Raw genomic sequence first — 15,262 nt, forward strand, 5'->3', positions numbered from 1 at the left:
AGGAAAAAGCCCGCTGCGTATGCGCTACTTCGTCTACTCTCCCCCCCCTCCCCCCCTCCCCCCCCCCCCCCGCCCCCCCCCCCCCCCCCCCCCCCCCCCCCCCCGACGGCGTACGGACGGCTCAGCCGTCGCTTCCGGTGCCCCGCGACTCGACCAGGGCGCGCAGGGCGCGGGCGTCGCGGATGGCCTGCTCCTTGGCCATGCCGGGCTGGATGCCGAGGGCGGGCATGCTGGTGCCGTCGCTGAGGTCGAGGAAGACCCACGGGTCGCCGGAGCGGAGGTTGACGCGGAGGATCTCCTCCCACGCCAGCCTGCGGGTCCGGGTGAGGTTGACGACGGTGACCCCGGTGTCGTCGGCGGCGACCTTGGGCCTGCTGAGCAGGGCCAGGACGCCGAAGAAGAGTGCGGCGACGAAGATGAAGCTGACCCGCTCCGCCGGGTTGAGCCGCTCCAGCATGAGCGCGACGACCGTGATGACGAGGAACATCGCCAGGCCCACGCTCAGCAGGACCACCCGGGTGAGGGTGGGCCGGAAGGTGACCGGCAGGGTGGGGAGTTCGGGCCTGGGCGCGGACATCGGGGTCTTCTCTCGGGGAGTGCGGTGGCCGGGGCCGTCAGAGTCGGCAGGCGTGGATGGCCGTGGTGAGGATGGCGCGGGCGCCGAGCTCGTACAGGTCGTCCATGATCCGCTGGGCCTCCTTGGCGGCGACCATGGAGCGGACGGCGACCCAGCCCTCGTGGTGCAGCGGCGAGATCGTCGGGGACTCCAGGCCGGGGGTGAGGGCTACGGCGCGCTCCAGGTGCTCGACGCGGCAGTCGTAGTCCATCATCACGTAGGACCGGGCGACCAGGACGCCCTGGAGGCGGCGGAGGAACTGCTGGACCTTGGGGTCGTCGGCGGGGGCGCCGTTGCGCCGGATGACGACGGCCTCGGAGGTCATGATCGGCTCGCCGATCACTTCGAGTCCGGCGTTGCGCAGGCTGGTGCCGGTCTCCACCACGTCGGCGATGACCTGGGCGACGCCCAGCTCGATGGCCGTCTCGACCGCGCCGTCGAGGTGGACGACGGAGGCCTTGACGCCCGCCTCGGCGAGGTGGGCGGCGACGATGCCCTCGTAGGAGGTGGCGATCGTCATGCCGTCGAAGTCCGCCGGTCCCGCCGCCGTGCCGGGCTTGGTGGCGTAGCGGAAGGTGGAGCGGGCGAAGCCGAGCTGGAGGATCTCCTCGGAGTCGGCGCCCGAGTCCTGGAGGAGATCGCGGCCGGTGATGCCGATGTCGAGCTTGCCGGAGCTGACGTAGATCGCGATGTCGCGGGGGCGGAGGTAGAAGAACTCCACCTCGTTCGAAGGGTCGACCAGGACCAGTTCCTTCGACTCCTTGCGCTGCTGGTAACCGGCCTCATGGAGCATCGCCATCGCAGGCCCGGAGAGTGAACCCTTGTTGGGGACGGCGATGCGCAGCATGAGGTCAGGTTCCTTTGTGCGGAGGGAGAAGCGCGGGACAGGGGCGTGCGGTGCTCGGGGCGGGCTCAGAGATGGGCGTAGACGTCGTCGAGGGAGATCCCGCGGGCGACCATCATCACCTGGACGTGGTACAGCAGCTGGGAGATCTCCTCGGCGGCGGCTTCCTTGCCCTCGTACTCGGCGGCCATCCAGACCTCGGCGGCCTCCTCGACGACCTTCTTGCCGATGGCATGCACGCCCTTGTCCACCAGTTCGGCGGTGCGCGAGGTGGAGGGGTCGCCTTCGGCGGCCTTGAGCTGGAGCTCGGCGAAGAGCTCTTCGAAGGTTTTGTTCGCCATGATGTCCTCAGAATACGGGGTCGCCGGAGGGCCCTCAGCGCCAGGGTTCGCTGACGGTCCGCAGCGTGGCGGCCGTGGCGACGGCGGCGGTGACCGCTTCGTGCCCCTTGTCCTCACCTGACCCTTCGAGTCCGGCCCGGTCGAGCGCCTGTTCCTCGGTGTCGCAGGTCAGTACGCCGAAGCCGACGGGAACTCCGGTGTCGACGGTGACCTGGGTGAGGCCGAGGGTGACGCCCTGGGACACGTACTCGAAGTGGGGGGTGCCGCCCCGGATGACCACGCCGAGGGCGACGATCGCGTCGTAGCCGCGTCCGGCGAGCACCTTGGCGACCACGGGCAGCTCGAAGCTGCCGGGGACCCGGAGCAGGGTCGGCTCGTCGATGCCCAGCTCGTGCAGGGCGCGCAGCGCGCCGTCGACGAGCCCGTCCATGACCTTCTCGTGCCACTGGGCCGCGATGACGGCCACCCGCAGGTCAGCGCAGTTGCGTACGGACAGTTCGGGTGCACCCTTGCCGCTCATGTTTCTCCTGAAGCTGGTGATGTGGGGATGGTCGTTACTGGTTGGCGCAGGTCGACGCGGGGGCGCCGTCGAGCCAGGGCAGGTCGTGGCCCATGCGGTCGCGCTTGGTGCGCAGGTAGCGCAGATTGTGCTCGCCGGCCTGGACGGGCATCGGTTCGCGGCCGGTGACGGTGAGGCCGTGGCGCAGGACGGCCGCCGTCTTGTCGGGGTTGTTGGTCATCAGCCGCAGGCTGCGTACGCCGAGGTCCTTGAGGATCTGGGCGCCCGCCGCGTAGTCCCGGGCGTCGGCGGGCAGGCCGAGCTCCAGGTTGGCGTCGAGGGTGTCGACGCCGCGCTCCTGGAGTTCGTACGCGCGCAGCTTGGAGAGCAGGCCGATGCCGCGTCCCTCGTGGCCCCGGAGGTAGACGACGACGCCCCGGCCCGCTTCGGTGATGCGCTGCATGGAGGCGTGCAGCTGGGGGCCGCAGTCGCAGCGCTGGGACTGGAAGATGTCGCCGGTCAGGCACTCGGAGTGAATACGGACGAGGACGTCCTCGCCGTCGCCTTCCGCGAGGTCGCCGTGGACCAGGGCGACGTGCTCGACGCCGTCGACGGTGGAGCGGTAGCCGTACGCGGTGAAGTCGCCGAACGCGGTGGGCAGCCGGGTCTCGGCCTCCCGGCGGACGGTCGGCTCGGAGGTGCGGCGGTAGGCGATCAGGTCCTCGATGGAGATGATCGTCAGTCCGTGCTTGCGGGCGAAGGGGACCAGCTCGGGCAGCCGGAGCATGACGCCGTCCTCCCCCGCGATCTCCACGATGGCCCCGGCGGGGCGCAGTCCGGCGAGCCGGGCGAGGTCGACGGCGGCCTCGGTGTGGCCGTTGCGGACGAGGACGCCCCCGGAGCGGGCGCGCAACGGGAAGACGTGGCCGGGGCGGACGAAGTCGCCGGGGCCCGCGACGCCGTCCGCGAGCATCCTGAGGGTGGTGGCGCGGTCGGCGGCGGAGATGCCGGTGGTGACGCCGTGGGCGGCGGAGGCGTCGACGGAGACCGTGAAGGCGGTCTGCATCGACTCGGTGTTGTCTTCGACCATCTGCGGGAGGTCGAGCCGCTCCAGCTCGTCGCTCTCCATGGGTGCGCAGATCAGGCCGCGGCACTCGCTCATCATGAAGGCGACGATCTCCGGGGTGGCCTTCTCGGCGGCGATGACGAGGTCGCCCTCGTTCTCGCGGTCCTCGTCGTCCACGACGACGACGGGCCGGCCGGCGGCGATGTCACGGATGGCCTGCTCGACCGGGTCCAGGGAGAGGTCCTCGGCGAGCGGGTCGTGGCCGGGGTGCAGCCAGGTGGGCTGGGCTGTCATGCCGTGGCTCCTTCCAGAGCGGGTGTCCGCGTACGCAGCCACCAGTCACGCATCCCCCACAGGACGAGGGCGCCGTAGATGATGTAGACGAAGCCCGAGAAGGCGAAGCCGTTGGCGAAGTTCAGCGGGACGCCGACCAGGTCGACCAGCAGCCAGGCGAACCAGAACTCGACCATGCCGCGCGCCTGGGCGTACATCGCGACGACGGTCCCGACGAAGATGTACGCGTCCGGCCACGGGTCCCAGGACAGCGACGGGTAGGCGGTGAACAGGCCGCCGACGGCCAGGGTGCCGAGCGCTGCCGCGCCGATCAGCACGACGCGCTCGCGCCAGGTGGCGAAGCGGACGGCGATGGAGCCGTCCTGGGCCTGCCGCTTGCCCCGGTTCCAGGACCACCAGCCCCACAACGCCACGGCGATGACGACCAGTTGCTTGCCCGCGCTGCCGGAGAGGTGCGCGGAGGCGAAGGCGACCAGGAGGATGGCGCCGGAGAGCAGCTGCGCGGGCCAGGTCCAGATGGAGCGCCGCCAGCCGAGGGCGAGGGCGATCAGGCCGATGATGTTGCCGATCATGTCCGACCACTTGATGTGCTGGCCGAACACGGTGAAGGCCTCGGAGTTGAGCCAGGAGGCGGCGTTCATCGCGGGTCCTGCCCGGACCGGTCGCCGAGCATCCGCTCGACGTACTTGGCGATGACGTCCACCTCCAGGTTGACCGGGTCGCCGGGCTGCTTGTGGCCGAGCGTGGTCAGGTCGAGGGTGGTGGGGATGAGGCTGAGGGTGAAGTAGTCCGCGGCGGCCTCGACGACGGTGAGGCTGACGCCGTCGACGGTGATGGAGCCCTTCTCGACGACGTACCGGGTGAGTTCGGGCGGCAGGGAGACCTTGACGATCTCCCAGTGCTCCGAGGGGGTGCGCTCCAGGATGGTGCCGGTGCCGTCCACGTGCCCCTGGACGAGGTGTCCGCCGAGCCGCCCGCCGAGCGCCATCGGGCGCTCCAGGTTGACCCGGGAGCCGGGGGTGAGCGCGCCGAGGCTGGAGCGCCCCAGGGTCTCGGCCATCACGTCGGCGGTGAACTCGCCGTCGGCGGTGTCCACGACGGTGAGGCAGACGCCGTTCACCGCGATGGAGTCGCCGTGCTTGGCGCCCTCGGTGACGAGGGGGCCGCGCAGCCGGAAGCGGGAGGCGTCCTCCAGCTGCTCGACGGCGGTGACCTCACCCAGTTCTTCGACAATTCCGGTGAACACTCAGATTCCCTTCCGGGCAGGCGTGGGGACGGCGGTGATGCGCAGATCGGGGCCGATGCGGACGGTCTCGGTCACTTCGAGGCGCAGCGCCTGGGAGATGGTGGAGATTCCGGCGTCGGCGAGGGCGGCGGGGCCCGCGCCGAGCAGGACCGGGGCGAGATAGCCGACGACCTTGTCGACCGTGCCCGAGGCGACGAAGGCGCCGGCCAGGGTGGGCCCGCCTTCGAGGAGTACGGAGCGGACGCCGCGGGTGTGCAGGGCGGCGAGGAGGGCCTCGATGTCCAGGCCGGGTCCGGTGGCGGCGCGGGGCAGCGGCAGGGCGACGCCCTCGGGGAGGTGGCCCGCCGGGGCGTCCTCGGCCACGGCGACGAGGGTCGGCGCGGTGCCGTCCAGGACCCGGGCGCCGGGCTTCACGGCGGTGGCGTTCGTGTCGACGACGACCCGCAGCGGCTGGGTGGCGCCGTCGATGCCGCGTACGCCCAGCTGGGGGTCGTCGATGCGGGCGGTGCCGGAGCCGACGATCACGGCGTCGGCCTCGGCGCGCAGCCGGTGGACGTCGGTGCGGGCCTCGGGCGAGGTGATCCAGCGACTGGTGGCGTCGGCGGCGGCGATCCGGCCGTCGAGGGTGGCGGCGTACTTCCACAGGACGTACGGACGCCCCAGGCGCACCGAGGTCAGCCAGGGCGCGTTACCCGCCTCGGCCTCCTCCGCGAGGAGCCCCTGCTCGACCTGTATCCCGGCCGCGCGCAGGGTGTCGGCACCGCCGGTGGCCTGCGGGTCCGGGTCGCCGACCGCGTACACGACCCGGCTGATCCCGGCGGCCGGGAGAGCCTCGGCGCAGGGGCCGGTGCGGCCGGTGTGGTTACACGGTTCGAGGGTGACGTAGGCGGTGCCGCCACGGGCCCGCTCGCCCGCCGCGCGCAGGGCGTGGACCTCGGCGTGCGGTCCTCCGGCGCGCTGGTGGAAGCCTTCACCGGCCACGGCTCCGGCGGCGTCGGTGATCACGCATCCGACGACCGGATTGGGGCTGGTGGAGCCGAGACCGCGCGCTGCGAGCGTGATCGCTCGGCGCATGGCGGTGATGTCGGCTGCGGTGGCCACCGGGTCCTCCTGCCTCTTCGGGCACGGACTCCGGGGCCTGTCGATGACGACAGATAGAGCGGGTCGTCAGGGGAACGCCGATACCCGAGGACGGGAAACGCCGGGAACACATGGATTGCCGGGAGCTTTCCGGCCATGCGTCCGCCGACGGCGGCGTACCGATGACAAACCGCCGCGCACTGCCTCCCATCCGGACTTTAACCGTCGGTCCAGGAATTTCACCTGGTCAACCGGCCGCTGGCTGCGGACGGGTCGCGGACTGTAACCGCCGGTTCGGAATTGCACCGACCCCGGAGTGCGCTGCTACTGGTATGGAACCAGTCTGCCACGGACGCCTCTCGGCCATGCGGGTGAGCGCTGTGGGCTGGGTCACAAGGGGCTCCGGGGCACCGGCGGCCGACAGGGAAGTTGACACTTAAAGGTCCGGACCTATTGACGCACTGGTCTAGTCCTCTTAATCTCTGCGTCACCTCCGAGGTTCGGTTCGACGGTGTGCGCACACCAGGACCCCGACACGACCCACCCCTCTTTGCCAGTTGTGTTCTGCCGACCTCCCCAGGAGGAACGACCACATGCTGTCCCCCACCCGAGCGAGAGCCACCCTGCTCGCCGCCGGCGCCGCCGTCGCCGGGCTGCTGATGACCTCCCTTGCCGCCACCCCGTCGGCGGCCGCCACCGACCACGAGTCCTGTCGCCCCGACGGCCTCTACCAGACCCCCGGTGCCGACACCCCCTACTGCACCGTCTACGACTCCGACGGACGCGAGAAGATGGGCGACGACCACCAGCGCCGCGTCATCGGATACTTCACCAACTGGCGTACCGGCAAGGACGGCAAGGACGCCTATCTGGTCCCGGACATCCCCTGGGACAAGGTCACGCACCTCAACTACGCCTTCGCGCACGTCGACAGCGCCAACAAGCTCTCGGTCGGCCCCGACAGCGCGGACAACGCCTCCACCGGCATGACCTGGCCCGGCGTCGCGGGCGCCGAGATGGACCCGGCGCTCCCCTACAAGGGGCACTTCAACCTGCTGACCAAGTACAAGAAGCAGTACCCGGACGTGAAGACCCTGGTCTCCGTGGGCGGCTGGGCCGAGACCGGCGGCTACTTCGGCCCGGACGGCGAGCGCGTCGACTCCGGCGGCTTCTACTCGATGGCGACCAACGCCGACGGCTCGGTCAACCAGGCGGGCATCGACACCTTCTCCGACTCGGCGGTCGACTTCGTCCGGAAGTACGGCTTCAACGGCGTCGACATCGACTACGAGTACGCGACCTCGATGAAGGACGCGGGCAACCCGATGGACCACGCGCTGGCCAACGGCCGCCGCGCGGGCCTGGTCAAGGGCTACGACGCCCTGATGAAGACCCTGCGCGAGAAGCTGGACCACGCGGGCGCCGCCGACGGCAAGCACTACCTGCTGACCGTCGCCGCCCCCTCCTCCGGCTATCTGCTGCGGGGCATGGAGACGTACCAGATGCAGAAGTACCTGGACTACGTCAACATCATGTCCTACGACCTGCACGGCGCCTGGAACGAGTACGTCGGCCCGAACGCCTCGCTGTTCGACGACGGCAAGGACAACGAGCTGGCGCAGGCGGGTGTGTACACCACCTCGCAGTACGGCGGCCTCGGCTACCTCAACACCGACTGGGCCTACCACTACTTCCGCGGCTCGATGCCGGCCGGCCGGATCAACATCGGTCTGCCGTACTACACCCGCGGCTTCAAGAACGTCCAGGGCGGCACCGACGGCCTGTGGGGCAAGGCGCCCACGACCGACTGCCCGGCGGGCGCGGGCCTGACCAAGTGCGGTGACGGCGCGGTCGGCATCGACAACCTGTGGCACGACAAGGACGACAACGGCGAGGAATCCCCGGCCGGTTCCAACCCGATGTGGCACGCGAAGAACCTGGAGAAGGGCATCGTCGGGGACTACGTCACCGACTACGGCTTCCCCGCGGACACCCGGCTGACCGGCACGTACGCCCGTAAGTACGACTCCACGCTGGTCGCCCCGTGGCTGTGGAACGCGCAGAAGAAGGTCTTCCTGTCCACCGAGGACGAGCAGTCGGTGCAGGCCAAGGCCGACTACGTCGTCGACAAGGGCATCGGCGGCACGATGATCTGGGAGCTGGCGGGCGACTACCGGTGGAACGCGGCCAAGGGCCAGTACGAGACCGGCTCCACGCTGACGACCGCGATGTACGACGCGTTCAAGTCGGCCACCCCGTACGGCGCGAAGCGCTCCACGATCGACCTGCCCACCGAGGCGCTGGACATCGACGTCTCCTTCGGGCAGTTCCCGCTGGGCGACTCCAACTACCCGATCAGCCCCAAGCTGAAGATCACCAACCGCACCGGGGCCACGCTGCCCGGCGGCACGGAGTTCCAGTTCGACTACTCCACCTCCGCCCCGGCCAACGCCAAGGACCAGTCCGGCTTCGGTACGACGATCATCCGCAGCGACCACACGGCGACCGACAACATCGGCGGCCTCAAGGGCGACTACAACCGCGTGTCGCTGAAGCTCCCGGCCTGGCAGACGCTGGCCCCCGGCGATTCGGTGGAGCTGGACTTCGTCTACTACCTGCCGACCTCCACCCCGTCCAACTGGACCGTGACCTTCGACGGGAAGTCCTACTCCCTCGCCGGTGACCTGGCCCGCGGCACCACGCTGGTCGAGCCCGGCACGGGACCCGACCCGACGCCGACCCCGGACCCGACCGGTCCCACGCCGACCCCGACCCCGACGGAGCCGGGCGGCGAGTGCTCGGCCCCGGCGTGGAAGGCGACCACCGAGTACGGCGGCGGCTCCACCGTCAGCCACGACGGCCACGAGTGGAAGGCCTCGTGGTGGACGAAGGGCGAGACGCCCGGGTCCACCGGTGAGTGGGGCGTCTGGAAGGACCTCGGCGCCTGCTGAGTCCGCACGTACGGCGACAGCCCCGGCCTCCCCGGCCGGGGCTGTCGCCCGTTCCGGCCGGCTGATCCCATGACGACGGTCCTGATGACCGGCGCCATCGGAACCCCGGACCACCAGTCAGCTGATCCGCCGACCGCTCGCGGAACCCCGGGACCGCCGGTCAGCTCTCCGCGGCAGTACGCTCTCCGGCCCGGTCAGCCCTCCGGGGCGAACAGCGCGTCCTGCGCCGCGTCCCGGGCCGCGATCAGGGCCCCGCGCAGGACGCCCCCGTCGCCCAGCGAACCGGCGCGGACCTCGGTGCGCAGGGGGGACAACGCGGTCAGCCGCTCCTCGACCCGGGCGGCCAGCGCGGCCCCGCCCGCATGTCCGACGGCCCCCGCCAGGAGCAGGCACCCGGGGTCGAGGACCGAGACGACGGCGGCGGCCCCGAGCGCGAGGCGGTCGGCCAGCTCGTCGAGGAACGGCCCGCCGCGCTCCCCCGGCTCCAGCGCGCGCCGCACCGCGTCGACGGCCGCCTCGTCCGCGTAGCCCTCCGGGTCCGCCCCGGCGGCCGCAAGACCGTGCCGGGCGGCGAGTCCGGCCACGGCGGCGGAGCCGGCCAGCGAGTGGAAGCCACCGTCGCAACGGGCCGCCGAGGGCAGTCCGCCCGCTCCCGGGACCGGCAGGAACCCGATCTCCCCCGCTCCGCCGGACGCCCCCTGGCGCAGCTTTCCGTCCAGCATCACCGCGGCCCCGACTCCGTGACCCAGCCAGAGCATGACGAAGGTTTCCCGGTCACGGGCGGCGCCCTCCCGGTGCTCCGCCATGGCGGCCAGATTGGTCTCGTTCTCCACCAGGACGGTGGCGGGCAGCCGCTGGTGGAGTTCGCGGACCAGGGCCCGGTGCCAGGAGGGCAGTCCGGAGGTGTCGCGCAGTTCGCCGGTGACGGGGTCGATCAGCCCGGGCGCGCCGACGCCGACGCTGTGCAGCGGTACGGACCCGGCCGCGCGGGCGGTGCGCTCCAGGAGGGCGGCGGCCCGCTCGACCGCCGGACCGGTGCGGGTGTCGCTGCCGATGGGCAGGGACCCCTCGGCGAGGGTGGCGCCCAGCAGGTCGGCGACGACGACGCTGACGCTGCCGGTGCGTACGTCGAGCGCCGCGAGGTGGGCCCGGTCGGCGACGATCCCGTACAGCCGGGCGTTGGGGCCCCGGCGGACGGCCCCCGACTCGCCGACGACCCGGATCAGCCCGGCGCCCTGGAGCCGCTCGACGAGGTCGGCGACGGTGGGCCGGGAGAGTCCGGTCAGCGCCTTGAGCTGCGTGGCCGTCAACGGGCCGTCCCGCTGGAGCAGTTGCAGGGCCAGGCGGTCGTTGATGGCCCGAGCCGTACTCGGTGATGCGGGCATACCGAGATCCTTCCAGATCGCCCTTGCGCCCCTCCTCCCCGGGCCGTCGCACGGCCACTATTTATCAGGCAGGGTTCCTGATAGTTTACGCCACGCATCGTCGCGCGGGAGCGTCGGGACAGCCGGCACCCCAGAATTCCCAGGGGAGGCACCACGGCATGACGAACGATCCGACCGTCACGGTCCACGGCAAGGAACAGGTGGGACGGGCTCGGATCGCCGTCGCCACGGTCTTCGCCGTGCACGGAGCGGTGACCGGCAGCTTCGCGACCCGGGTGCCCTGGATCCAGGACCACGCCGGGGTGAGCGCGGGCCAGCTCGGTCTGGCGCTGGCCTTCCCGGCGATCGGCGCGTCCATCGCGATGCCGCTGGCGGGCCGGATCAGTCACCGGTTCGGGGCGCGGGCCGCGCTGCGGGGGCTGCTGGCGCTCTGGACGCTGGCCCTGGCCCTGCCCGCCCTCGCCCCGAACCTGCTCGCGCTGTGCGCGGCGCTGTTCGTCTACGGGGCGACGGCCGGGATGTCCGATGTGGCGATGAACGCCCTGGGTGTCGAGGTGGAGAACCGCCTCGACAAGTCGATCATGTCGGGACTGCACGGGATGTGGAGCGTGGGCGCGCTGATCGGTTCGGCGGCGGGCACGGTCGCCGCCCACATCGGGGCCGACGCACGCCTGCACCACACGCTCGCCGCGCTGGTCCTCACGGCACTGGGGCTGATCGCCTGCCAGGGCGTCCTGGATCTGCGCGGCGCGCCGGACGAGGAGCCGCCGCCGCGTTTCACGCTGCCGCCGAGGTCGGCGCTGATCATCGGGGCCGTCGGGTTCTGCGCGGTGTTCGCCGAGGGGGCGAGCCTGGACTGGTCGGCGGTCTATCTGCGGGACGTCCTGGGCAGCTCGGACGGGATCGCGGCCGCCTCCACCACGGCGTTCGCCCTGACGATGGCGGTGGCGCGGCTCGCCGGGGACCGGATCGTGGACCGGTTCGGCGCGGTGCGGACCGTACGGGTCGGAGGGGCGCTGGCCACCGCGGGCGGGCTGCTCGTCGTGTTCTCGCCCGCTCCCGCGGCGGCGTTGGGCGGCTTCGGGCTGCTGGGCCTCGGCGTGGCGGTCGTGGTACCGCTCGCCTTCGCGGCGGCCGGGCGCAGCGGACCGAACCCGAGCCAGGCGATCGCGGGGGTCGCGACCATCACGTACACCTCGGGGCTCATCGCCCCCTCCGCGATCGGGTCGCTGGCCGAGGCGACCTCGCTGGTGGTGTCGTTCGGCGTGGTGACGGTGCTGGCCTTCGGCCTGGTGCTGGGCGCGGGGGTGCTCCGGGCGGGCGACCGCAGGGTCACGGGCTCGGCGGTGGACGGCAGGGCGACGGCGAAGAGTCCGGCGGCCGGGGGCTGACCCGGACCTCCGCGCGGTCACCGCCTGCCGCCCCACTACCATGGCGCTGATCTTTTCCGCAGGTGAACACCGAACACCGGATCACAGACCGGCCGGCACACCGAGCAGACCTTCAGGGAGCAACCATGAGCCTCGGCGTGCGCTGGACCTTGCACGGCGACGGGAAGACCCCCGCGCCCGGGGCGGTGGTGCGCCCCGACGAGCGGCTCTCCTGGCCCCGTACGTTCGGACTGGGCGCGCAGCACGTGGTGGCGATGTTCGGGGCGTCGTTCGTCGCTCCGGTGCTGATGGGGCTCGACCCGAACCTCGCGATCATGATGTCCGGTGTCGCGACCGCGATCTTCCTGCTGGCGACCAAGGGCCGGGTGCCCAGCTATCTGGGCTGCTCGCTCTCCTTCGTCGGCGTCGCGGCCACGATCCGGGCGAGCGGTGGTGACAGCGCGACCGTCACGGGCGCGGTGCTGGCGGTCGGCGCGGCGCTGTTCCTGGTGGGCCTCGCGGTGCAGCGGTTCGGCGCGCGGATCATTCACGCGGCGATGCCGCCGGTGGTGACCGGCGCGGTGGTGATGCTCATCGGCTTCAACCTGGCGCCGGTGACCGCGTCCACGTACTGGCCGCAGGACCAGTGGACGGCGCTGGCGGTGATGCTGTTCACCGGGCTCGCCGTGGTGTGCCTGCGCGGTTTCCTCTCCCGGATCGCGATCTTCCTGGGCCTGGTCTTCGGGTACGCGCTGTCCTGGGTGCTGGACCTGGCGTTCGGGAAGATCCACTCCCCGGCGGGCGGCGCGGAGGCCGTCGACCACTGGCGTCTGGACCTTTCGGCGGTCGGCTCGGCCGACTGGATCGGGCTGCCGTCCTTCCACGCACCGGCCTTCGAGTGGTCGGCGATCCTGGTGGCGCTGCCCGTGGTGATCGCGCTGGTCGCGGAGAACGCGGGCCATGTGAAGGCCGTGGGCGAGATGACGGGCGACCCGCTGGACGACAAGCTCGGCACCGCCATCGCGGCGGACGGCGCGGCGTCCATGCTGTCCACCGCCGTGGGCGGCCCGCCCAACACCACGTACTCCGAGAACATCGGCGTGATGGCCGCGACCCGCGTCTACTCCACGGCCGCGTACTGGGCGGCGGCCTGCTTCGCCCTCCTCTTCGGCCTGTGCCCCAAGTTCGGCGCTGTCGTCGCCGCGATCCCGGGCGGGGTGCTGGGCGGGATCACCGTGATCCTGTACGGGATGATCGGCCTGCTCGGTGCGCAGATCTGGCTCAACGGCCGGGTGGACCTGCGTAATCCGCTCAACCTCGTCCCGGCCGCCGCGGGCATCATCATCGGCGTCGGCGGGGTCACCCTGAAGATCACCGACAACTTCGAGCTGGGCGGGATCGCGCTCGGCACGATCGTCGTGATCACCGGCTACCACGTCCTGCGGGCCTTCGCCCCGGCCCACCTGAAGTCCCAGGAACCGCTGCTGGACTCCGGCACGTCGGCGTACGACGAGGAGCCGGGGGCCGGGAAGCCCTGAGCCGGCCGGTGGTCAGCCGGTCGCCAGGGCGTAGGCGTACTCCGGGGTGAAGGCACCCGCCGCGCCCGAGCAGCCGTCGGACTCCCCCGGCAGCTTCACCCACAGATACGCGTCGATCCCGCTCTCCCCGGTCCGGGTCGTGGGGCTCTGACCCAGCGCCCGGCCCGCCGGGTCGCACCACTGACCGGCGGCGGGCGCCCCGTTGCCGTTGCGGCTGGTGTCGATGACCGCGCCGAGTCCGGGCGGGCCGCCGAGGGCCGCCAGGACGCGGCGGGCGTACGCGGTCTCGTCGGCGGTGCGGTGGAAGTTGGCCACATTGGTGAAGATGCCGTCGCCGCTGGTGGCCGCGCCCGCCGCCCGGAGCGCGGCGGCCTGTTTCGCGGGGGCGTGCCAGCCGGAGTGACCTCCGTCGAAGTAGACCCGCGCCCGGGGGTTCGCGGCGCGCAGGGTCTCTCCGGCGCGGGCCAGCGCGGCGAAGCGGGCGGCCCGTTCGGGGGCGGTGAGGCAGTCGGAGAGGGCGATGGCGTCCGGTTCCAGGATCACGATCGCCGGGCCCGCGCCGAGCCCCTGGGCGAACTCCCCCATCCAGGCGTCGTACGCCGCGAGATCCGGCGCTCCGCCCTGCGAGGCCCCGCCGCAGTCCCGGTCGGGTATCGCGTACGGCACGAGCACCGGAGTCCGGCCCGCGGCGGCCGCGCCCCGGGTGACCGCGCGGACCTGACCGGTGATCTCCCCCGGGTTGTGGGCGGCGAACCAGACGGCCGCGGGCCGCGTCGCGATCCGGGACTCGATCGCCGGGCGGCGCGGGTCGCCGGGGTTCGCCCGGACCCAGTCCAGGACCTGGGACCGAGGGTGGCGGAACAGCCGGGTGCGGGGCGGCGGGGCGGGAGCGGCCGCCGGGGCCGTGGGCGAGGCCGTGGGCGGAGCGCTCGCGCGCGGCGTGGTGCGCGAGCGCTCCGGGGCCGGTGGCAGGGGCGTGGTGGACGTCGGCGCGCCGGGCCCGGGTGCGGTGGGCGACGGGACGGCGGGGAGCGGCGGGAGACGTTGCGAGGGCGCCGGCTCCGGGACGGCCGCGGTCCGCCGCTCCTCCTGCCCGGCCTCGACCAGCCCGGCGGTGGCGCCGATCGCCACCACTGCCGACGCGACGGCCAGCAGGGCCTGGCGCCGGGCGGCGCGTCGGCGTTCCCGGTGTGCGATACAGCGCTGTGCGCGTGAACCCGGCACTCCTCGATCCCCCTTTTCCGGCACCGTTGTTCGTCCGTTCCGATGAACCTCCGGCCGGTCGGCGCCGTGGCGAGCCTATGGCTGGGACGCTCCGCGCATGACGCAGATCGAGCAGTCCGCAGCCCCGGCCGGCCTCGGCACCCTCAGGGCGGGTGATCCTCCGGTGATCGAACGGATGGCGGCATTCCGCTCCCGGTGGCCGTCGGGGGACGGGGTGGCGGTCTTCCACCGGGTGTATCTGGGGGTCGTCGAGACGGTCGAACCGGACCTGGGGAGGGGCGGCTTCGACGACCGGGAGGCCGCCGCCACGCTGGGCGTGCGCTGCGCCGAGCGCTATCTGTCGGCGCTCGACGCGGCGACGGCGGGCGGCCGGGTGCCGGAGTGCTGGCGGCCGCTCGTCCGGTACCGGCGGCATCCCGGCGTACGGCCGATGCAGTTCGCGCTGAGCGGCCTCCAGGCGCACGTGGGTCACGATCTGGTCCTGGCGCTGGTGGACACCTGTCGTACGCTCGGCTGCGCTCCGGCGGACCTGGAGGGGGAGTTCGAGCGCGTGGGGGATCTCCTCGTGTTGCTGGAGGAGCGGATCCGCGACGATCTGATGCCGGGGCCCGAGCTGCTGAGGATCGCGGACCCGCTGACGCACCTGGTGAGCTGCTGGAGCCTGGAACGGGCCCGCGAGGCCGCCTGGACGGCCGCCCGCACGCTGTGGCGGCTGCGCGGATTCCCGTCGCTGGCCGAGGAGTTCAGGCAGCGCACCGACGCGGGCGCCGGCCTGGTGAGCCGCCTGCTGCTCACCCCGTGCCGCTGA

14 protein-coding genes and 1 riboswitch are annotated in these 15,262 nt (G+C 72.3%); of the genes, 4 read left to right on the forward strand and 10 right to left on the reverse strand.

The genetic code is table 11. From position 1 onward, the window contains the following. Positions 1-121: 121 nt before the first annotated feature. The 8 genes from ACZ5WC_RS14090 to ribD form a co-directional block, all read right to left on the reverse strand. Complete coding sequence (locus ACZ5WC_RS14090) at positions 122-577, reverse strand: PH domain-containing protein (RefSeq protein WP_468541046.1); 456 nt, start codon at positions 575-577, stop codon at positions 122-124. Positions 578-614: 37 nt separating this feature from the next. Next, complete coding sequence (gene hisG / locus ACZ5WC_RS14095; RefSeq protein ID WP_468541047.1) at positions 615-1,463, reverse strand: ATP phosphoribosyltransferase; 849 nt, start codon at positions 1,461-1,463, stop codon at positions 615-617. 65 nt (positions 1,464-1,528) lie between these two features. Beyond that, positions 1,529-1,801, reverse strand: a complete 273-nt coding sequence (locus tag ACZ5WC_RS14100; RefSeq protein WP_018490177.1) for a phosphoribosyl-ATP diphosphatase — start codon at positions 1,799-1,801, stop codon at positions 1,529-1,531. 34 nt (positions 1,802-1,835) lie between these two features. Beyond that, on the reverse strand, positions 1,836-2,321 hold the full coding sequence (ribH, locus tag ACZ5WC_RS14105) for a 6,7-dimethyl-8-ribityllumazine synthase (RefSeq protein ID WP_468541048.1): 486 nt from the start codon (positions 2,319-2,321) through the stop codon (positions 1,836-1,838). A 34-nt stretch (positions 2,322-2,355) separates the two neighbouring features. Then, positions 2,356-3,660 carry a bifunctional 3,4-dihydroxy-2-butanone-4-phosphate synthase/GTP cyclohydrolase II gene (locus ACZ5WC_RS14110; protein ID WP_468541049.1) on the reverse strand — a complete coding sequence of 435 codons (1,305 nt, stop codon included), beginning with the start codon at positions 3,658-3,660 and terminating at the stop codon, positions 2,356-2,358. Next, positions 3,657-4,301, reverse strand: coding sequence for a nicotinamide mononucleotide transporter family protein (locus ACZ5WC_RS14115; protein ID WP_468541050.1), 645 nt, complete (start codon positions 4,299-4,301; stop codon positions 3,657-3,659). The genes ACZ5WC_RS14110 and ACZ5WC_RS14115 overlap by 4 nt, the downstream gene beginning before the upstream one ends. Next, on the reverse strand, positions 4,298-4,906 hold the full coding sequence (locus ACZ5WC_RS14120) for a riboflavin synthase (RefSeq protein ID WP_468541051.1): 609 nt from the start codon (positions 4,904-4,906) through the stop codon (positions 4,298-4,300). The genes ACZ5WC_RS14115 and ACZ5WC_RS14120 overlap by 4 nt, the downstream gene beginning before the upstream one ends. Then, positions 4,907-6,007 (reverse strand): bifunctional diaminohydroxyphosphoribosylaminopyrimidine deaminase/5-amino-6-(5-phosphoribosylamino)uracil reductase RibD, encoded by a 1,101-nt coding sequence (ribD, locus tag ACZ5WC_RS14125; protein ID WP_468541052.1) that lies wholly within the window; start codon positions 6,005-6,007, stop codon positions 4,907-4,909. Between the two features lie 172 nt (positions 6,008-6,179). Next, positions 6,180-6,310: riboswitch (FMN riboswitch) on the reverse strand. Positions 6,311-6,579: 269 nt separating this feature from the next. Between ribD and ACZ5WC_RS14130 the strand changes: the two genes are divergently transcribed. Beyond that, positions 6,580-8,937, forward strand: a complete 2,358-nt coding sequence (locus ACZ5WC_RS14130; RefSeq protein WP_468541053.1) for a chitinase C-terminal domain-containing protein — start codon at positions 6,580-6,582, stop codon at positions 8,935-8,937. A gap of 194 nt (positions 8,938-9,131) precedes the next feature. Here ACZ5WC_RS14130 and ACZ5WC_RS14135 read toward each other — a convergent pair whose 3' ends face one another. After that, the gene (locus ACZ5WC_RS14135; protein ID WP_468541054.1) at positions 9,132-10,322 is read right to left on the reverse strand and encodes an ROK family protein; all 1,191 of its coding nucleotides are present in this window, start codon (positions 10,320-10,322) and stop codon (positions 9,132-9,134) included. 158 nt (positions 10,323-10,480) lie between these two features. Between ACZ5WC_RS14135 and ACZ5WC_RS14140 the strand changes: the two genes are divergently transcribed. Both ACZ5WC_RS14140 and ACZ5WC_RS14145 read left to right on the forward strand, forming a co-directional pair. Beyond that, entirely contained in the window at positions 10,481-11,713 is a 1,233-nt protein-coding gene (locus tag ACZ5WC_RS14140) for an MFS transporter (RefSeq protein WP_468541055.1), read from the forward strand. Positions 11,714-11,838: 125 nt separating this feature from the next. Beyond that, positions 11,839-13,230, forward strand: a complete 1,392-nt coding sequence (locus ACZ5WC_RS14145) for a uracil-xanthine permease family protein (RefSeq protein ID WP_468541056.1) — start codon at positions 11,839-11,841, stop codon at positions 13,228-13,230. 12 nt (positions 13,231-13,242) lie between these two features. Here the strand turns inward: ACZ5WC_RS14145 and ACZ5WC_RS14150 are convergent, their stop codons facing one another. Continuing rightward, complete coding sequence (locus ACZ5WC_RS14150) at positions 13,243-14,454, reverse strand: glycoside hydrolase family 6 protein (RefSeq protein ID WP_468541057.1); 1,212 nt, start codon at positions 14,452-14,454, stop codon at positions 13,243-13,245. 97 nt (positions 14,455-14,551) lie between these two features. Between ACZ5WC_RS14150 and ACZ5WC_RS14155 the strand changes: the two genes are divergently transcribed. Next, positions 14,552-15,262 carry a DUF5995 family protein gene (locus ACZ5WC_RS14155; RefSeq protein ID WP_468541058.1) on the forward strand — a complete coding sequence of 237 codons (711 nt, stop codon included), beginning with the start codon at positions 14,552-14,554 and terminating at the stop codon, positions 15,260-15,262.

The organism is Streptomyces sp. NPDC033165, assembly GCF_055577965.1.